At 66.3% G+C, this 18,511-nt stretch carries 15 protein-coding genes; 13 read left to right on the top strand and 2 right to left on the bottom strand.

Annotated elements, in window-relative coordinates:
* Positions 1 to 11 precede the first annotated feature (11 nt).
* The 11 genes from V6M89_RS17365 to V6M89_RS17315 all read left to right on the top strand — a co-directional run bounded on the left by V6M89_RS17365 (position 12) and on the right by V6M89_RS17315 (position 13,649).
* A complete protein-coding gene (locus tag V6M89_RS17365; RefSeq protein WP_008446413.1) occupies positions 12 to 1,322 on the top strand; it encodes a nucleotide sugar dehydrogenase in 1,311 nt (436 codons plus the stop codon).
* Positions 1,306 to 2,553 carry a glycosyltransferase family 4 protein gene (locus V6M89_RS17360; protein WP_332854333.1) on the top strand — a complete coding sequence of 416 codons (1,248 nt, stop codon included), beginning with the start codon at positions 1,306 to 1,308 and terminating at the stop codon, positions 2,551 to 2,553. Before V6M89_RS17365 ends, V6M89_RS17360 begins: the two co-directional genes overlap by 17 nt.
* Positions 2,550 to 3,551, top strand: a complete 1,002-nt coding sequence (galE, locus tag V6M89_RS17355; RefSeq protein ID WP_332854332.1) for a UDP-glucose 4-epimerase GalE — start codon at positions 2,550 to 2,552, stop codon at positions 3,549 to 3,551. The genes V6M89_RS17360 and galE overlap by 4 nt, the downstream gene beginning before the upstream one ends.
* Positions 3,552 to 3,560: 9 nt before the next feature.
* On the top strand, positions 3,561 to 4,721 hold the full coding sequence (locus V6M89_RS17350) for an NDP-sugar synthase (RefSeq protein ID WP_332854331.1): 1,161 nt from the start codon (positions 3,561 to 3,563) through the stop codon (positions 4,719 to 4,721).
* Positions 4,718 to 6,133, top strand: coding sequence for a mannose-1-phosphate guanylyltransferase/mannose-6-phosphate isomerase (locus V6M89_RS17345; RefSeq protein WP_332854330.1), 1,416 nt, complete (start codon positions 4,718 to 4,720; stop codon positions 6,131 to 6,133). Before V6M89_RS17350 ends, V6M89_RS17345 begins: the two co-directional genes overlap by 4 nt.
* 277 nt (positions 6,134 to 6,410) lie before the next feature.
* Entirely contained in the window at positions 6,411 to 6,944 is a 534-nt protein-coding gene (locus V6M89_RS17340) for an FxDxF family PEP-CTERM protein (protein WP_332854329.1), read from the top strand.
* Positions 6,945 to 7,017: 73 nt separating this feature from the next.
* A complete protein-coding gene (locus tag V6M89_RS17335) occupies positions 7,018 to 8,037 on the top strand; it encodes a TIGR03790 family protein (RefSeq protein ID WP_332854328.1) in 1,020 nt (339 codons plus the stop codon).
* Between the two features lie 164 nt (positions 8,038 to 8,201).
* Positions 8,202 to 11,228, top strand: coding sequence for an ExeM/NucH family extracellular endonuclease (locus V6M89_RS17330; protein WP_332854327.1), 3,027 nt, complete (start codon positions 8,202 to 8,204; stop codon positions 11,226 to 11,228).
* 10 nt (positions 11,229 to 11,238) lie between these two features.
* Positions 11,239 to 11,877 (top strand): NF038129 family PEP-CTERM protein, encoded by a 639-nt coding sequence (locus V6M89_RS17325; RefSeq protein ID WP_332854326.1) that lies wholly within the window; start codon positions 11,239 to 11,241, stop codon positions 11,875 to 11,877.
* A 225-nt stretch (positions 11,878 to 12,102) separates the two neighbouring features.
* The gene (gene phoB / locus V6M89_RS17320) at positions 12,103 to 12,840 is read left to right on the top strand and encodes a phosphate regulon transcriptional regulator PhoB (RefSeq protein ID WP_332854325.1); all 738 of its coding nucleotides are present in this window, start codon (positions 12,103 to 12,105) and stop codon (positions 12,838 to 12,840) included.
* Between the two features lie 2 nt (positions 12,841 to 12,842).
* The gene (locus tag V6M89_RS17315) at positions 12,843 to 13,649 is read left to right on the top strand and encodes a LuxR C-terminal-related transcriptional regulator (protein ID WP_332854324.1); all 807 of its coding nucleotides are present in this window, start codon (positions 12,843 to 12,845) and stop codon (positions 13,647 to 13,649) included.
* 53 nt (positions 13,650 to 13,702) lie between these two features.
* Here V6M89_RS17315 and V6M89_RS17310 read toward each other — a convergent pair whose 3' ends face one another.
* Positions 13,703 to 16,888 carry a S8 family serine peptidase gene (locus V6M89_RS17310; RefSeq protein WP_332854323.1) on the bottom strand — a complete coding sequence of 1,062 codons (3,186 nt, stop codon included), beginning with the start codon at positions 16,886 to 16,888 and terminating at the stop codon, positions 13,703 to 13,705.
* A 28-nt stretch (positions 16,889 to 16,916) separates the two neighbouring features.
* Positions 16,917 to 17,687, bottom strand: coding sequence for an NF038120 family PEP-CTERM protein (locus V6M89_RS17305; protein ID WP_332854322.1), 771 nt, complete (start codon positions 17,685 to 17,687; stop codon positions 16,917 to 16,919).
* A 216-nt stretch (positions 17,688 to 17,903) separates the two neighbouring features.
* Here V6M89_RS17305 and V6M89_RS17300 point away from each other — a divergent pair, with 216 nt between their 5' ends.
* Both V6M89_RS17300 and gspG read left to right on the top strand, forming a co-directional pair.
* Entirely contained in the window at positions 17,904 to 18,047 is a 144-nt protein-coding gene (locus V6M89_RS17300) for a hypothetical protein (protein ID WP_332854321.1), read from the top strand.
* A 12-nt stretch (positions 18,048 to 18,059) separates the two neighbouring features.
* On the top strand, positions 18,060 to 18,503 hold the full coding sequence (gene gspG / locus V6M89_RS17295) for a type II secretion system major pseudopilin GspG (protein ID WP_332854320.1): 444 nt from the start codon (positions 18,060 to 18,062) through the stop codon (positions 18,501 to 18,503).
* Positions 18,504 to 18,511 lie beyond the last annotated feature (8 nt).

Below are 18,511 nucleotides of genomic sequence, written 5' to 3'. Positions count from 1 at the left end.
AGGAGTGTATTTTGAAAATCAGTATCTTTGGCCTGGGTTATGTGGGCGCAGTTTCCGCCGGTTGTCTCGCCACCGACGGCCATGAAGTGGTCGGCGTCGATCCCAACCGCACCAAGGTCGACCTGATCAACCAGGGCACCACGCCGATTATCGAAAAAGACATCGGCGAAATGATCGCCGCCACCGTCAAGTCCGGCCACCTGCGCGCCACGGTCGACGTGCATGACGCCGTCATGAACACCGACATGTCGCTGATCTGCGTCGGCACGCCGTCGCAGCTGAACGGCAACCTCGACCTGAGCCACGTGCGCAAGGTGTGCGAGCAGATCGGCGCCGCGATCAAGGAAAAGACCAGCTTCCACGTGGTGGTGGCGCGCAGCACCATGCTGCCGGGCTCGATGAGCAGCGTGGTCATCCCGACCCTGGAGGCGGCGTCCGGCAAGAAGGCCGGCGTCGACTTCGGCGTCTGCAACAACCCGGAATTCCTGCGCGAAGGCACCGCCGTCTACGATTACTACCATCCGCCGAAGACCGTGATCGGCGAGAGCGACGAGAAGGCCGGCGCCATGCTGGTGCAGCTGTACGAGAAAATGGACGCGCCGCTGGTGCGCACCAACGTCGAGACGGCCGAGATGGTCAAGTACACCGACAACACCTGGCACGCCGTCAAGGTGGCGTTCGCCAACGAGATCGGCAACATCTGCAAGGCGGTCGGCATCGACGGCCACAAGGTGATGGAGATCTTCTGCCAGGACACCAAGCTGAACCTGTCGTCCTACTACATGAAGCCGGGCTTCGCCTTCGGCGGCTCCTGCCTGCCGAAAGACGTGCGCGCGCTGACCTACAAGGCGCGCAGCCTGGACCTGGACCTGCCGCTGCTGAACTCGGTGCTGCCGTCGAACCAGAAGCAGGTCGAAAAAGGCTTGAAGATGATCATGGACAAGGGCGCGCGCAAGGTCGGCATCCTCGGCTTCTCGTTCAAGGCCGGCACCGACGACCTGCGCGAATCGCCGCTGGTGGACGTCATCGAGCACCTGCTGGGCAAGGGCTACGAACTCAAGCTGTACGACAAGAACGTCAACCTGGCCGCGCTGACCGGCGCCAACCAGGACTACATCCTGAACCACATCCCGCACATCTCCAAGCTGATGGTCGACTCGATGGACGAAGTGCTGGCCTTTGCCGACACCATCGTCATCGGCAACGGCGCGGCCGAATTCAAGACCGTGCCGGGCCAGCTGAAGCCGGGCCAGAACCTGGTCGACCTGGTGCGCATCAGCGCCGAACAAAGCGGGGGGCAGTACGATGGCATCTGCTGGTAAGCGCCGCGTCCTGATCCTGGTCGAGAACCTGCCGTCGCCGTTCGACCGGCGGGTCTGGCAGGAGGCCACCACGCTGCACGCCAACGGCTACCTGGTGTCCATCATCTGCCCGACCGGCAAAGGCTACGAAAGCCGCTACGAGGAAATCGAGGGCATCCACATCCACCGCTACAGCCTGCCGCTGGAGGCGGAGGGCGCCAAGGGCTATCTGGTCGAGTATTCGCTGGCGCTGTTCCACACCTTCCGCCTGGCGTGGAAGGTGCATTTCGCGCGCGGCTTCGACGTCATCCACGCCTGCAATCCGCCCGACCTGCTGTTCCTGATCGGCGGCTTCTTCAAGCTGTTGATGGGCAAGAAGTTCCTGTTCGACCACCACGACATCAACCCGGAGCTGTACGAGGCCAAGTTCGGCCGCCGCGACTTCTTCTACAAGCTGATGGTGCTGTTCGAGCGCTGGTCGTTCAAGACCGCCGACGTCTCGATCGCCACCAACGAGTCGTATAAAAAAATCGCCATCGAGCGCGGCGGCATGCCGGCCGACAAGTGCTACGTGGTGCGCAGCGGACCCAAGCTGGACCGCCTGCGCGTGCTGCCGCCGGTGCCCGAGCTCAAGCGCGGCCGCCGGTTCCTGGTCGGCTACGTCGGCGTGATGGGCGCGCAGGAAGGCATCGACCTGCTGCTGCAGGCGGCGCAATACCTGATCCAGACCATGGGCCGCACCGATGTGCAGTTCGGCCTGGTCGGCGGCGGCACCTCGCTGGAGCAGATGAAGCAGATGGCGGCCGACATGGGCATCGCCGACTACGTCACCTTCACCGGCCGCGTGCCGGACCAGCAGCTGCTGGAAATGCTCAACACCGCCGACGTCTGCGTCAACCCGGACGTCGCCAACGACATGAACGACAAGTCCACCATGAACAAGATCATGGAGTACATGGCGCTGGGCAAGCCGATCGTGCAGTTCGACCTGGTCGAAGGCAAGGTGTCGGCGCAGCAAGCCTCGCTGTACGCGCTGAAGAACGACCCGGTCGACATGGCGCGCAAGATCGTCGAGCTGCTGGACGATCCGGCGCAGCGCGAACGCATGGGCGCCTACGGCCGCAACCGCGTGGTCAACGAACTGGAATGGGAATACGAGGCGCCGAAACTGCTGGCCGCCTACGAGCGCCTGTACTCGGCCAACGCGCCGTTGCCGGGTGCTGTCTCCACGCTGCGGAAAGAGGGAAAATGAAGATATTAGTGACTGGCGGTATGGGCTACATCGGCTCGCATACCGTGGTGGAATTGCTGGCGGCCGGCCATGAAGTGGTGGCGCTGGACAACCTGTCGAACGCCCAGGCCTCGGTGCAGCAGCGGGTCGAGCGCATCGCCGGCAAGCCGTTCACCTTCGTCGACGCCGACGTGCGCGACCGCGCCGCGGTGGAGGCGGTGTTTGCCGCGCACCGGATCGATTCGGTGATCCACTTCGCCGGCCTGAAGGCGGTCGGCGAATCGGTCGAGCAGCCGCTGCGCTACTACGACAACAACGTCACCGGCAGCCTGGTGCTGTTCGAGTGCATGGCCAAGGCCGGCGTCAAGTCGCTGGTGTTCAGCTCCTCGGCCACGGTGTACGGCGACCCGGCCTCGGTGCCCATCCTCGAGCACTTCCCGCTGTCGGCCACCAATCCCTACGGCCGCAGCAAGCTGATGATCGAAGAGATGCTGCGCGACCTGTACAAGGCCGATCCGGGCTGGAGCATCGCGCTGCTGCGCTACTTCAACCCGGTGGGCGCCCACGAAAGCGGCCTGATCGGCGAAGAGCCGAACGGCATCCCCAACAACCTGGTGCCCTACATCGCCCAGGTGGCGGACGGCCGCCGCGAGCGCCTGTCGGTGTACGGCGGCGACTATCCGACCCCGGACGGCACCGGCCTGCGCGACTACATCCATGTGGTCGACCTGGCGCTGGGCCACCTGGCCACGCTGGCCAAGCTGGCGACCGGCGCCGGCATCTTCACCTACAATCTGGGCACCGGCCGCGGCAACAGCGTGCTGGAGATGGTGCGCGCGTTTGAAGCGGCCAGCGGCCGTCCGGTGCCTTACCAGGTGGTGGCGCGCCGGGCCGGCGACATCGCCGCCTGTTACGCCGACGCCAGCCTGGCCGAGCGCGAGCTGGGCTGGAAGGCCCGGCGCAACGTCGAACAGATGTGCGTCGATTCGTGGCGCTGGCAGACCACTGCAACTGAATAGGGACTTCGCATGAAAGCAATGATACTTGCAGCAGGCAAGGGCACGCGCGTGCGCCCGTTGACGTACGATCTGCCCAAACCCATGATTCCCATCCTGGGCAAGCCGGTGATGGCGTACCTGATCGAGCACCTGCACAAGTATGGCGTGACCGAGATCATGGTCAACGTCAGCTATCTGCATGAGAAGATCGAAGAGTATTTCGGCGAGGGCCACCAGTACGACGTCCAGATCGGCTACTCCTTCGAGGGCTACACCACCGACGACGGCGAAGTCGTGCCGCAGCCGCTGGGCTCGGCCGGCGGCATGAAGAAGATCCAGGAGTTCGGCGGCTTCTTCGACGACACCACCATCGTGCTGTGCGGCGACGCGCTGATCGACCTCGACATCAAGTCGGCGCTGTTCGAGCACCGCCGCAAGGGCGCGCTGGCCTCGGTCATCACCAAGGAAGTGCCGTGGGATAAGGTCTCCAGCTATGGCGTGGTGGTCACCGACAGCAACGGCCGCATCACCGAGTTCCAGGAAAAGCCCAGCCAGCAGGACGCCAAGTCCAACTTCGTCAGCACCGGCATCTACATCTTCGAGCCGGAGGTGATCGACCTGATCCCGTCCGGCCAGACCTTCGACATCGGTTCCCAGTTGTTCCCGCTGCTGGCCGAGAAGGGCATGCCGTTCTACGCCCAGACCCGCAACTACAACTGGATCGACATCGGCAGCGTCACCGATTACTGGGAAACCTGCCAGAGCGTGCTGATGGGCGAGGTGGCCCACCTGCACATGCCCGGCATCCAGATCAACGACGGCCTGTGGGTCGGCCTCAACACCAGCATCGACTGGGAGGGCACCACCATCGAGGGGCCGGTCTACATCGGCTCCGGCACCCGCATCGAGGCCGGCGTGCACATCGTCGGCCCGACCTGGATCGGCCATGGCAGCCACATCTGCGCCGGCGCCAAGGTGGTGCGCAGCGTGCTGTTCGAGTACACCCGGGTGTTACCGAATGTTTCATTAAATGAAATGATCGTGTTTAAGGACTATAGTGTCGACCGCGCCGGCGAGATGAAGCACGTGTCCGAGACCGATCCCGACTCGTGGGCCAATGCCCGCGACCGCCGCAGCAAGCGCCGCACCGAACACAATAATGAATTAACAGATAAGAGAATCAGAGCATGAAAATCTACCCAGTGATCCTGTCGGGCGGTTCCGGCACCCGTTTGTGGCCATTGTCGCGCGCCGTGCTGCCCAAGCAGCTGCTGCCGCTGGTATCGGACCGCACCATGTTGCAGGACACCGCGCTGCGCCTGCACGGCCGGCCGCAGATGATGGCGCCGCTGGTGGTGTGCGGCAACGAGCACCGCTTCCTGGTCGCCGAGCAGATGCGCGAGATCGGCATCGCGCCGCTGGGCATCCTGCTGGAACCGGTCGGCCGCAACACCGCGCCGGCCGTGGCCGCCGCCGCCCACTACCTGCGCGCCATCGACGCCGACGCCGTGATGCTGGTGCTGCCGGCCGACCACGTGATTGAAAACGTCGACGCCTTCTACGCCGCCATCGAACACGCCGCGGCCATGGTGGACGGCGGCGCGCTGGCCACCTTCGGCATCGTGCCGACCGCGCCGGAAACCGGCTACGGCTACATCCAGAGCGGCAAGCCGGCCGCCGCCGCCCAGTGCTACAGCGTCGACCGCTTCGTCGAGAAGCCGGACCGCGCCACCGCCGAAGGCTTCGTCGCCGCCGGCAATTACTACTGGAACAGCGGCATGTTCCTGTTCCGCGCCGACAGCTACCTGAAGGAATTGCAGGAGTACGCGCCGGCCATCGCCAACGCCACCGAGTCGGCCGTCAACAAGGATTACCGCGACCTCGATTTCTGCCGCCTGGACGAAGCCTCGTTCACGTCCTGCCCGTCCGACTCGATCGACTACGCGGTGATGGAGCACACCCGCCACGCCATCGTGGTGCCGGCCGACATAGGCTGGAGCGACGTCGGCTCGTGGTCGGCGCTGTGGGAAGTGCAGCAGCAGGACGCCCGGGGCAACGCCACCCGCGGCGACGTCTACCTGGACGACGTCAGCGGCTCGCTGGTGCGCGCCGAGAGCCGCATCGTGGCGGTGGTCGGCGTCAAGGACGTGGTCGTGGTGGAAACCAACGACGCCGTGCTGGTCTGCCACAAGGACCAGGTGCAGCGCGTCAAGAACATCGTCGAGCACCTGAAGACCAAGCAGCGCACCGAGCACCTGCACCACACCAAGGTCTACCGTCCGTGGGGCTGCTATGAAGGCATCGACATCGGCGAGCGCTTCCAGGTCAAGCGCATCACCGTCAACCCGGGCGGCAAGCTGTCGCTGCAGATGCACCATCACCGCGCCGAACACTGGATCGTGGTCAGCGGCACCGCCCGCGTGACCTGCGGCGACCAGGTGACCTTGCTGACCGAGAACGAATCGACCTACATCCCGATCGGCACCACGCACCGCCTGGAAAATCCGGGCAAGCTGCCGCTGCACCTGATCGAAGTCCAGTCCGGCAGCTACCTGGGCGAGGACGACATCGTGCGCCTGGAAGACGTCTACCAGCGCGCCTGATGCGCTATCGCGGCGGCCCCTGCTGAAAAGCGCGGCCGCCGTTTTCTCGTCTTGGCGTAGGTAGCTTCCTACGTCGTCCGCAACACCGTCCTCCTTCCCCGTTTTTCCCTCTCGGCGCCGGCGCCGGCGCGCCGTGTCCGCCTGGCGGGCGCGACTGCGCGCGATTGGCGCCCGCCGCTTGCCGTCGCAGACGCCAATGCTAGGATAAATCCGCAGTATTCATTCATCCATCGGCGGCCGCGCGGGCCGCGGCCGCCTTACTTGAGGGAGGTGATCCATGAAGCGTAAACAAACGGTGATGGCGGCGCTGGTGCTGGCCGCCGCCGCCGGCCTGCCGCTGGCGCGGGCGGCCGATATCAGCCAGGGCGTGCAGACCCTGGACCTCAGCAGCGGCAGCGCGGCGTTCAAGCATGAATTTGGCGCCGGCAACGCCGGCAACACCTTCAGCGACCGCTACAACTTCAGCGCCAGCGGCGGCCAGCTGGTGGGCGCCCTGGTCAGCAGCCTGGACCTGCCGGGACTGGGCGGCGCCGGCTTCGACAGCTTCAAGCTGTACAACTCGGCCGGCTTCGTGCTCGATGGCAGCAAGCAGTCGGCGCCGGGCGCGCCGGCCGAAGTGTGGACCGTGAGCGCCCCTAACCTGTTGGCCGACAACTACTACCTGCTGGTCAGCGGCACCGTGCGCAACGCCGCCGCCGGTAACTACGTGGGTTCGGTGGCCATCAGTCCGGTGCCCGAGCCGGCCACCTACGGCATGCTGCTGGGCGGCGCCGGCATCATCGGCTGGCTGGCGCGGCGTCGCAAAGCCTGACAATGGCGCTATAATTCCAACGGAAGCCGCCGCTTCCGTTTTTTTTTGCCACCTCCAACAGCGATCGACTCACTTGCGACTTCCCCATCTTATCCTGGCCGCCATGCTGGCCCTGTGCGGCGCCGCCCGCGCGCAAAACGTCCCGGTCGCCGGCCTCGGCGCCGCCCAACTGGCGGTGGTCATCAACGACGACGAACCCAACAGTGTTGAAATCGGCGAGTACTACCGCAAGGCGCGCGCCATCCCGGCCGCCAACATGGTGCACGTGCGCATTCCGCACCGGCCGCGCAAGCTCGACGCCGAACAGTTCGAGGCGCTGAAGGCGCAGATCGACGCCAGGCTGGGCCCGGACATCCAGGCCGTGCTGATGGTGTGGACCGCGCCGTATGCGGTCGAGTGCAATTCGCTGACGGCGGCCTACACGCTGGGCCTGGACAGCGGCCTGTGCGCCAAGAGCTGCGCCCCGAGCAAGCCCAGCAGCTACTACAACTCGCCCTCGGCCAAGCCCTACACCAATTACCAGATGCGCCTGTCCATGCTGCTGCCGATCGAGTCGGTGGAAGCGTCGAAGGCGCTGATCGACCGCGGCGTGCTGGCCGGCTTCGCCATGCCGACCGCCACCGCGTATTTCCTCAACACCAGCGACGCCGCGCGCAGCAGCCGGGCGCGCTTCTTCCCGCGCTCGATGAGCGTGCCGTCGAAGAAGCTGACCATCAAGACCTTGCAGGCCGACAGTATCGAGGAGGTCGACGGCATCATCGCCTACGAGACCGGGCTGGCCCATGTGCCCAAGCTGAACACGCTGAAGTTCGTGCCGGGCGCGCTGGCCGACCACCTGACCTCGTTCGGCGGCGACCTGCTGGCCGAGGGCGGGCAGATGAGCATCCTGCGCTGGCTGGACGCCGGCGCCACGGCCAGCTACGGCACCGTCAGCGAGCCATGCAACCACTGGCAAAAATTCCCCAATTCGACGGTGCTGCTGTCGCACTACCTGCGCGGCGGCAGCGCCATCGAGGCCTACTGGAAAAGCGTGGCCTGGCCGGCCCAGGGCGTGTTCGTCGGCGAACCGCTGGCCGCTCCCTACCGCCACTGAGGCCGGCGGCGGGGCAGGGCTGGTGCGGGGAAAGGCTTAGTCCGAACGGACTAAAGGTATGTCATCAAGGCGTCAATCCGGACGTCTAATATGCAAAATGCAATGTTTGAAATCATTTTGTTAAGACCGCCGCGCCGACCTTTTCTCTCCACCAGGATCCACTCATGAAAAAAACTCCCCACACGCCGAACGCCCAGGCTGCCTCCACGCCGGGCCGGCGCACCATCATCGCCGCAGCCCTGATGGCGGGCCTGTCGGCATCGGCCCACGCCGATTCGCCGGTCGTGATCAGCCAGGTGTACGGCGGCGGCGGCAACTCCGGCGCCACCATCAAGAACGATTTCATCGAACTGTTCAACCGCGGCACGCAGCCGGTCAACCTGACCGGCTGGAGCGTGCAGTACGCCAGCGCCGCCGGCGCCTCGTGGCAGGTGACCAAGATCAGCGGCACGCCGGTGCTGCAGCCGGGCCAGTACTACCTGGTGCAGGAAGCGGCCGGCACCGGCGCCGGTTCCCTGCTGACCCCGGACAGCACCGGCACCATCCCGATGAGCGGCACCGCCGGCAAGGTCGCGCTGGTGAACGACAGCAATGCCTTGGCGGGCGCCGCGCCGTCCGGCGCCACCCTGGTGGACCTGCTGGGCTTTAACGCCGGCTTCTTCGAAGGCAGCAACGGCCCCGGCCTGAGCAACACCACCGCCGCGCTGCGCGCCAACGGCGGCTGCACCGACACCGACAACAACGGCAGCGACTTCGCCACCGGCGCGCCGACCCCGCGCAACACCGCCAGCCCGCTGCATTCGTGCAGCGCGCCGCCGGCGCCGCCTATCGTCGCCAGCTGCCCGGCCAACCTGGCGATGGCGGTCGGCTACGCCGGCGTCGCCGACCTGAGCGCGGCCGATGCCGACGGCATCGTCAACAACGCCGTCATCACCTCGACCGGCGTGCCTGGCATCAGCCTGGTGAACTTCCTGGCCGCCTCGGCCGCCGGCGCCAACGCCACCGTCAGCCTGAACGTGGCCGCCAGCGTGCCGCAGGGCAGCTACCCGGTGGTGGTGCGCTTCGATAACGACCAGTCGCAGCAGGCCAGCTGCACCATCAACGTCAGCGTGGCGCTGCCGGCCGCCGTCACCCACACGATTCCGCAAATCCAGGGTCCGGGCGAGACCAGCCCATACGCCGGCACCGTGCAGACCACCGAAGGCGTGGTCACGGCCAAGGTCGGCTCCGGCTTCTTCATCCAGGACGCGGCCGGCGACGGCAATCCGCTGACCTCGGACGGCATCTTCGTCTACACCACCGCCGCCAACACCGGCACCGTGCAGGTCGGCGACCAGGTGCGCATCACCGGCACCGTCAGCGACTACGCGCCGGTGGCCGGCGGCCACGCCTACACCGAGCTGCAAACCATCACCGCCATCGTCAAGACCGGCAGCGGCATCGCCGTCACCCCGACCAACATCGTGCTGCCATACGCCAACCTGGGCCAGGTCGAAGGCATGCTGGTGCGCTTCACCAACGCGCTGACCGTGTCGCAGCTGGAGTTCCTGGGCGACCGCGGCGAAGTGACGCTGTCGTCCGGCCGCCTGGAAGCGCCGACCAACCACTACCGCGCCGGCTCGGATGAAGCCAAGGCGCTGGCGATCGCCAACGCCGGCAACCAGATCGTGCTGGACGACGGCGTCTTCGTCACCCCGACCACCATCCCTTACCTGGGCGCGGACGGCTCGCTGCGCGCCGGCGACACCGTCTCCGGCCTGACCGGCGTGGTCGACTTCGGCGCCAAGGGCGGCGGCGGCGCCGGCTTCAAGCTGCAGCCGACCGTGGCCCCGCTGTTCTCGCAGGACAATCCGCGCAGCGCGCCGCCAGCCCTGGTGGCCGGCAACATCAAGGTCGCCAGCGCCAACGTGCTGAACTACTTCACCACCTTCACCAACGGCAGCGACGTCGAAGGCCGCACCGGCCAGGGTTGCTCGCTGGGCGCCAGCATCAGCAAGTCCAACTGCCGCGGCGCCGACAACCTGAACGAGTTCTACCGCCAGACCGCCAAGATCGTCGGCGAACTGAAGACCATCGACGCCGACGTCTTCGGCCTGATGGAAATCCAGAACAGCGGCGAATACACGGTCGGCTACCTGGTCAAGGCGCTCAACGAAGCGATCTCGCCGGGCACCGGCTTCCAGACCTACGCGGTGGTGCCGAAACCGGCCGCCACCGGCACCGACGCCATCCGCGTCGCCATGATCTACAAGCCGGCCACGCTGACCATGGTGGGCGGCGCGCTGTCCGACGCCGACAGCGTCAACAACCGTCCGCCGATGGCGCAGACCTTCGTCGCCGCCAACGGCGCCAAGTTCTCGCTGATCGTCAACCACCTGAAATCGAAGGGCAGCTGCCCGACCGGTTCCGGCGCCGACGCCGACAACGGCGACGGCCAGAGCTGCTGGAACGCCACCCGCGTCAACCAGGCCAACCGCCTGGTCAATGTGTTCGCGCCGCAGGTGGCGGCCGCCGCCGGCGACGCCAAGGTGCTGATGATCGGCGACTTCAACTCCTACGGCATGGAAGATCCGATCAAGGCCATCACCGACAAGGGCTACGTCAACCAGCTGGAGCGCTTCGTGCGCGCCGGCGGCGGCATGCCTTACTCCTTCGTCTTCAACGGCGAGGCGGGCTACCTGGACCACGCGCTGACCAACGCGGCGATGAGCGCCTCGGTGGTGGACGCCGCCGAATGGCATAACAACGCCGACGAGCCGACCGTGGTCGACTACAACACCGACGGCAAGCCGGAAGACAAGTACACCGCCGCACCGTACCGCGCCTCCGACCACGACCCGGTCGTCATCAGCCTGAACCTGGCCGCGCCGTACAGCGACGTCAGCGCCAGCGTCAAGGCCAGCGGCACCGGCCTGGTGTTCAACCGCGCCACCGGCAAGTACACGTCGACGTACTCGGTCACCAACACCGGCGGCGCCGCGCTGAACGGCCCGTTCCAGGTCGAGTTCGACGGCCTGCCAGCCGGCATCACGCTGAGCAACGCCACTGGCAGCCACGCCGGCGCGCCTTACATCACCGTCAACGCCGCCACCCTGGCGCCGGGCGCCACCGTCTCGTTCGCGCTGAGCTTCAGCAAGACCGGCACGGCCAACATCAGCTACACCACCAAAGTCTACAGCGGCACTTTCTAAGGATATGACCATGTTCAAACCAAACTACTCCCTCACCCTGCGCCATGCCGCGCTGGCGCTGGCCATAGGTATTGCCTGCGCCAGCGCCGGCCTGGCCTCGGCCCAGACCATGCATGTGGAACTGAACACGGCGTCGCTGGGCAGCAGCGGCTTCCTGGACCTGCAGTTCAATCCGGAACAGGTGCCGGCCAGCTTCGCCAGCGCCACCATCAGCCACCTGTCCGGCTTCGGCGACCTGAGCGGCGTCAGCCTGCTGGGCGACGTGCACGCCAACAGCGGCGGCTTCGTGTTCGGCAACACCAGCGACTACAACGACCTGTTCCAGGCCATGTCCTTCGGCGGCAAGGTCAGCTTCGACGTCACCTTCGGCGGCCTGTCCGATCCATCGCCGGTCGCGTTCCAGAGCAAGTTTGCCGTGTCGCTGTACGGCGCCGACGGCACGACGCCGCTGGGCAACTTCAAGCCGCAAGACAGCAGCCTGATGTCGATCACCTGGCAGCCGACCGCCGGCGCCGGCGCGGTATCGTCGGACATCACCGACCACGCGATCGGCAGCATCAGCGCGGTGCCGGAACCATCGGCCTGGGCCATGCTGGGCGCCGGCCTGGCGCTGGTGGGTTTCGCGCGCCGCCGCAAGCTCGCCGCCTGAGCTACGCTCTTGCAAAAAAACGACATGTGCGCTTGCGACGCTCAAGATCGTCGCAATGCCACATGTTGTTTTTTCGTTTAGACGGTGCCTTCTAAATGGCAAGTCATGCAGGCGGGCACTAGATCTCCATAGGATATATATCGCCAAACTCTAAATCACCGTTGGAAATCATATTAGTAATGCCAGATTGCTTGTTGCATAGTTCTTCCTTTACACGGATTTGCCATGCGACCCGCCCATATCCTTGTCATTGAAAACGAGCCTGCGATCCAGGAACTCATCGCCCTCAACCTGAGCATGGCCGGGCACGAGGTGCGCCGCGCGCGCGACGCCGAAAGCGCGCTGCTGATGCTGGAAGACAGCCTGCCGGCGATGGTCATGCTGGACTGGAACCTGCCAGGCCAGTCCGGCCTGTCGCTGATACGCCGCTTGCGCGCGCAGCCGCGCACGCGCGACTTGCCGATCATCATGGTGACCGCCCGCTGCGGCGAGCCGGACAAGATCATGGCGCTGGAAAGCGGCGCCGACGACTACATGACCAAGCCCTTCAGCCCGCGCGAGATGGTGGCCCGCGTGCACGCGCTGCTGCGCCGCCTGCAGCCGCCGGCCCAGCCGCAACCGGCGGACGCGGTGCAGATGGCCGGCCTGCGGCTCGATCCGCACACGCTGCGCGTGACGGCCGGCGCCCGCGAGCTGGCCATGGGCCGGGTCGAGTTCAAGCTGCTGAACTTCCTGATGAACCACCCGGAGCGGGTCCACACCCGCGCCCAGCTGCTCGACCAGGTGTGGGGCAACGCCGTCTACCTGGACGAGCGCACCGTCGACGCCCACGTCGGCCGCCTGCGCAGCGCGCTGCAGCCCAGCGGCCACCAGGAGCACATCGAAACCGTGCGCGGCAGCGGCTACCGCTTCGTCGCCTGGGAGCAGGGCGCCAGGACGGTGCGCGAGACAGCCAGGGTCTGACGATGGAGCAACTGGTCATCTTGAGCAAGCTGGAGCAGGAATACCTGCTGCACGCGATCGAGGCGGTGCTGCCGGTGCGGCAGGCGCGCCAGCTGTGCCTGTGGACGCAGGGCCCGTTGCAGGCGCTGCTGCCGCACCGCATCATGGTCTGCCTGCAATTCGGCGCGCAGGACGAGCTGCAGCACGTCGAATGCATGCACAGCACGGTGCTGGACGCCGGCCTGCTGGCCCGCCTGGCCGACAAGACCGACGGCCTGGCTGTGCGGCTGGCGCGCCACTGCCGCGATGGCCTGCGGTTGCCGGCCATGCTGGACGCCACCGCCGCCGCCTCTGGACTGGCGGATGCGCCGCGCCAGCCGCTGGCGCCGTTCCTGGACGAGCTGCGCGCGCTGGGCCTGGACAACCTGCTGCTGCACGGCACCGAGCGCCTGCCGGGCGGTTCGACCTTCTTCGTGCTGTTCGGCCTGCCGTACCGGCCGCGCCCGCGCCACGCCTATTTCTTCGAACTGCTGCTGCCGCATCTGCACCTGGCGCTGCAACGGGCCGGCCAGCAGCAGCGCCAGGCCCGCGCCGGCGCGCTGGCGCGGCCGGTCAGCGCGCGCGAGATGGAAATCCTGCACTGGGTGCGCGAGGGCAAAAGCAACGAGGAAATCGGCCTGATCCTCGGCATCAGCGGCCTGACGGTGAAGAACCACCTGCAGCGGACCTACCGCCTGCTGGGCGTGTCCAACCGGGCGCATGCGATCGCGCGCGGCATGGCCTTGCACTTGTTCGAACAGCCGCCGGCGCCGCTGGCGCGCGCCGCCTGAGCAAAAAAAAGCGCCGGGCCTCGCGGCCCGGCGCCATTCACCGCATCGACAGCTTACTGGGCGCCGACGCCGCGTGCGATCCGGTCTGGCTGCGCCAATGGCACCGGATTGTTGGTTTCCACTTTCAGCACCGTGGTGGCGGCGACGCCACCGTCCAGACCGAGGTACTGGATGCCGCCGTAGTAGCGGGTGCCGGCCGCCAGGCCGGACCAGCTGGCGCTGACCGACGCCGTGCTGGCCGCGTACACCTGGCTCGGCACGGCGACACGCAATGCGCCACCGGTGTCGCCGCGGGTCACCACGGCCGACGACAGCTTGAAGTCGGTCGCGCCGCCGTTGGCGGCGGCGTAGCCGATCACGCACACGCTGTAGCTGCCGGCGTCCGGCGAGGTCAGGATCACCGACTCGTTGGCGCCGCCGTGTCCGCTGTAGCCGACGATGTTTCCGCCGTTCAGCACTGCCAGGTCGAGATCGTCGCTGCCGTTGCCGGAGCTGGTGTCGGCATTGAACAGTTCGAACGCCGCCACCACCGTGTTGGCGGCGATGCTGACCGGCGCCACGCTGGTGCCGGCGGCGCCGCTGTTGCAGGCGGCCTTCACCTGATCGAGCGTGTCGACTGAACCGGTGGCCGCCTCGGCCACCGTCATGGTGGCGCTCTTGGTGACTGCCTTCATGCCGCCGCTGGCGGCGTTCATGCGGCCCGAGAAGCCGGTGCCGACGGTCAGCGAGGCGTTGCCGCTGACCTTGGTGCTGGCCAGCAGCGCCGGCGCGGTGACCGGCTTGCCGCTGCGGGCCGTGACCGGGATGCGCACGATGTGGCTGCCATCGGTCCAGGTCAGCGAACCGTACTGCCAGACGTTGTCGGCGGCGTTGGTGCGGGTCAGCTTGACGGTGAAGCTGCCGGTCGCGCCCGGCGCCAGGCTCAGCGACGACGGCGCTACCACCGCCGTGTAGCCGCTGATGCTGGCGCTGGCGTTGTAGGTCGCCTGCGCCGTGCCGACGTTGGTGACGCTGCGGCTGACGGTGACGCTGCCCAGCACATTGCCCAGCGTGATAGACGGCAGGTTCAGGTTGTAGCCGGCCAGGGTGCCGCTGCTGCACTGGCTGGTGACGCCGGCGCCGCACAGGTATTTCTTGTAGTCGGTCGCGCCGGCGTCGTACACCAGGCCCGGATCGGTGGCGCCGCTCGGGTTGTAGGAATTGCCGTCGGCCGGACGCAGCATGGTGCCGAACGGATTGATGTGGCCCGCGCCCTGTGCCCATGGCAGGATGCCCTGCTGGGTGCCAGCCAGGCCGTCGCTGAAGGTCGGCGTGGCGGTGGTCATCAGCGCCGACTTGATCGCCGCCGGCGACCAGCCCGGATGCTGCTGGCGCAACAGCGCGGCCACGCCGGCCACGTGCGGCGCGGCCATCGAGGTGCCCTGGTACAGCGCCCAGGCGGCCTGCGGCGGCAGCGTGCCGGAGTTGAGCGAGGCTTGCTGCGCTGGCGTCAGTTCCGGCGTCACGCCGGCCAGGATGTCGACGCCGGGCGCCGCCATGTCAGGCTTGAGCACGTTGCCGTCGCTGAGGTTGGGACCGCGCGACGAGAAGTTGGCGATCACCGGCGCCGGCGACGAGCCGACCGCGTTGACGAAGTGGGTCAGCGCGGCGGTGCTGTTGGCCAGCTGGGCGTAGGTTTTGACCAGCGCGCCATCGGCGGCCGAAAGGTGGACCGTCGGCACCGAGTGCACTTCGGCCACCAGGCCGGCGCCATTGTCGACCATCACCATACCGACGCCGCCGGCTTCCTTGACGGCCAGGCTCTTGTCGATGCGGGCGTTGGTGCCGCGCACGCAGGTGACGATCTTGCCGGCCACCTTCGCATGGTCGAGCACGGCCACGCCGCCGTTCGAGCCGGCGCTGTAGCACAGCTTGACGAGGTTGGCGTCGGCGCCGGCCACGGCGGCGTCTTCCGACCGGATGATCGGGGTGCCGGCCGGCAGCGCGTCGATGTTGAGCGAGGCGCCGCTGTAGGTGGCGCCGCTGCCCAGCTTGACGTCAGCCTTGAGGAAGCGGTTGTGGCTGGCGGCGGCGATGGTCGACAGCCACGGTCCGATGTGGTTGACCGTTTGCGCCGGGCCGTCGTTGCCGGCCGAGGCCGAAACGAACACGCCGGCGTTGGTGGCGCGCAGGAAGGCCTGCTCGACCGCGTCGTTCGGCGTGGTGCCGCCGCTGATCGAATAGTTGATGACGTGGACGCCATCCTGCACGGCGCGGTCGATCGCGGCCACGCTGTCGTCGGTCCAGCAGCTGTTCTTGCCGCCGGTGGCGTCGCTGGCGTCGTTGTAGCTCCAGCACACCTTGTACATGGCGATGCGGGCGCGCGGCGCCATGCCCGACACGGCGCCCATCGGGATGCCGTTCAGGACCGAGGGCACGCCGTTGTTGCCGCCTGCCGTGCTCGACGTGTGGGTGCCGTGGCCGCCATGGCCGACGGTGCCGCCGATCGAGTCGCGCGGCGAGACGAATTCGGTCCAGTGCAGCGATTTGCCGGTGGCGTCGAAGCCGCTCTTGAAGTAGCGCGCGCCGATCAGCTTGTTGTTGCAGGCGGCCACGGTGAAGCCCTCGCCGGTCTGGCAGGTGCCGTTCCAGTTGGCCGGCGCGCTGTAGGCGATGCTGCCGCCCTGGTCGAAGGTCGGCGCGCCGTTGCTGTCGACGCGGTCCGCGTAGGATGGGTTTTCCGGCCAGATGCCGCCGTCGACCACGCCGATGACGATGTTCTCGCCCGCGTGTTCCTTGCCGCCCAGCTGCGCCCACAGGCCGTTCGGGCCGTCCAGGCCGAGGAAGGTCGGGGTGTAGTTGGTCAGCAGGTGGTTTTCCGTGTTGGCGGTGATGGTCGACACGGCGCTGTTCGCTTGCAGGGTGCGCACTTCATTGTCGGTCAGCATGGCCGAGAAGCCGTTCAGCACCACCTTGTAGTCGTGGTTGATCGGCGCGTTCGGCACCAGCGCCTTGACGTCGGCCTGCTTCTGGTCCAGGTAGTCCATGTACAGCTGCACCGTTTGCGCGGTCATCTGCAGGCGCGAGCCGGGCGCCGGCTGGGTGGCGGCCAGGCCGGCCACTTCGCCGTTGTAGGCCGCGACCGGCTTGTCGGCCAGTTGCACGATGTAGGAACGGCGGGTGTCGTCGGCGTGGGCCAGCGACGCGGCGCCGGCCAGCAACAGCGCGACGGCTGCGGCGACAGGATTGAGTTTCATCATTGTTTTCATCCTTGAACGTGAGGGGGCTTCAGGCTTTGCGGCGGCGGGCGGCGGCTGCCAGGCCGAGCAGGCCGGCGCCGAGCATCATCCAGCTCGACGGTTCGGGCACGGCGCCCACGGCCGAGGTGACGATGTTGTCGATCGCGAACTGGCCGCGGTCGCTGTTGAAGGCGGTGCAGGAGCCGCCGGCGTTGCAGGCGTAGCCGTAGACATAGAACTCGGAGAACAGCGTGGTGCTGAAGCCGCCGCTGGTGGTGTAATTGGCGAACTCGAAGCCGTTGGGACCCGGGGCGCCGAGGTTGAAGGTGGCGGTCTGGGTGCCGGACGCGCCGTTGGCCTGAATCTTCAGCAAGCCGGTCACGCTGGGATTGGTCGGGTCGACCGGTCCCAGGAAGGCGGCCTGGAACGACTTGATCATGAAGCTCTGATGGTCCTGGTCGCGGGTGGCGTACATCACGCTGTCGTTGACGGCGGCCAGGTAGGGGGTGTTGGTGATCGGGCACTGCAGGCTCAGCGCGCACTGGTTGGCGCCGTCGTCGACGATCATGCCGACGTAGTCGCCGGGCTGGGCAAAGCCGGAGTTGGAGAAGTTTTCAATGTAAAAGCCATTGTTCACGTACGACGTTTCACCGTTGTACATCGCCGCGCCGGTGAGGTTGTTGAAGTCGATGGTGGTGGTGGCATGGGCGGCTGGCAGGATAGCCAGCGCCAGCGAACCGGCCAGTGCCGCTTTGATACAGCGGGACAGCGCGCGGTGCAGCGGTGACTGCACGGCGGTAGAGACGAAATCATCTTGCATAGAAAAACCCCTTTGATGTTTTAATTTGTTGATAACACCCACAACCCCTGACTGCTCATTGATCAGGTTGCTGTCGAGTATAGGCATAATTACAATTGGAGTAGGCAATTGGTTAACGATTTTTATACTTGTTAAAGGCCGTTTTTCCGCGCTTAGTTTTGTTTTGACAATGACAGTTTGATGACGGGATTCTTGCAGTTTCATTTCGGAAACGTGATGAAAGAACCACATATTGCCAGAAAGAAAAAGATGAAAGACTTGCTATTTTCGTGCCGTGGTGTCGACTTTCAAGAAAAGATTGTCCGGTATGCAAACCGCATGGTAGCCTCTGACTTCGTGCCGGTAGGCGTGGCGAATTAAGGAGTCGTTCGGATGGAAGTTGCAAAGAAACACCGTCAGACCGCAGCCCACAAGGCTGGCGGCTTTACCCTGCTGGAATTGCTGGTCGTTATCGTGATCATCGGTTTGCTGGCGGCGTATGTCGGTCCCAAGTATTTCGCCCAGCTGGGCAAGTCGGAAGTCACCATCGCCAAGGCGCAGATCGAGGCGTTTGAAAAGTCGCTCGACACCTACCGCCTGGACGTCGGCCGCTACCCGACCACCGACGAAGGCCTGGCCGCGTTGCTGGTCGCGCCGGCCACCGCGGGCGCCAAGTGGAACGGACCGTACCTGAAGAAGGGCGTGCCGCCGGATCCGTGGGGCCATCCTTACCAGTACAAGGCGCCGGGCAGCAAGTCTGAATTTGACATCACATCGCTGGGCCGCGACGGTCAGCCCGGCGGTACCGGCGAAGACGCCGACATCACTTCACAATAAGTCTCGCC

The sequence above is a fragment of the Duganella sp. S19_KUP01_CR8 genome, assembly GCF_036688705.1.
In the GTDB taxonomy this organism is placed as follows: domain Bacteria; phylum Pseudomonadota; class Gammaproteobacteria; order Burkholderiales; family Burkholderiaceae_D; genus Rugamonas.
The sequence above is the reverse complement of the archived record's forward strand: the minus strand, read 5'-3'. Positions and strand labels throughout refer to the sequence as shown.

Excerpts from the sequence above, each read along its gene's own strand:
- V6M89_RS17360 (WP_332854333.1), top strand. The coding sequence starts at position 1,306 with ATGGCATCTGCTGGTAAGCGCCGCGTCCTGATCCTGGTCGAGAACCTG.
- galE (WP_332854332.1), top strand. The coding sequence starts at position 2,550 with ATGAAGATATTAGTGACTGGCGGTATGGGCTACATCGGCTCGCATACC.
- V6M89_RS17350 (WP_332854331.1), top strand. The coding sequence starts at position 3,561 with ATGAAAGCAATGATACTTGCAGCAGGCAAGGGCACGCGCGTGCGCCCG.
- V6M89_RS17345 (WP_332854330.1), top strand. The coding sequence starts at position 4,718 with ATGAAAATCTACCCAGTGATCCTGTCGGGCGGTTCCGGCACCCGTTTG.
- V6M89_RS17340 (WP_332854329.1), top strand. The coding sequence starts at position 6,411 with ATGAAGCGTAAACAAACGGTGATGGCGGCGCTGGTGCTGGCCGCCGCC.
- V6M89_RS17330 (WP_332854327.1), top strand. The coding sequence starts at position 8,202 with ATGAAAAAAACTCCCCACACGCCGAACGCCCAGGCTGCCTCCACGCCG.
- V6M89_RS17325 (WP_332854326.1), top strand. The coding sequence starts at position 11,239 with ATGTTCAAACCAAACTACTCCCTCACCCTGCGCCATGCCGCGCTGGCG.
- phoB (WP_332854325.1), top strand. The coding sequence starts at position 12,103 with ATGCGACCCGCCCATATCCTTGTCATTGAAAACGAGCCTGCGATCCAG.
- V6M89_RS17315 (WP_332854324.1), top strand. The coding sequence starts at position 12,843 with ATGGAGCAACTGGTCATCTTGAGCAAGCTGGAGCAGGAATACCTGCTG.
- V6M89_RS17310 (WP_332854323.1), bottom strand. The coding sequence starts at position 16,888 with ATGATGAAACTCAATCCTGTCGCCGCAGCCGTCGCGCTGTTGCTGGCC.
- V6M89_RS17305 (WP_332854322.1), bottom strand. The coding sequence starts at position 17,687 with ATGCAAGATGATTTCGTCTCTACCGCCGTGCAGTCACCGCTGCACCGC.
- V6M89_RS17300 (WP_332854321.1), top strand. The coding sequence starts at position 17,904 with ATGAAAGAACCACATATTGCCAGAAAGAAAAAGATGAAAGACTTGCTA.
- gspG (WP_332854320.1), top strand. The coding sequence starts at position 18,060 with ATGGAAGTTGCAAAGAAACACCGTCAGACCGCAGCCCACAAGGCTGGC.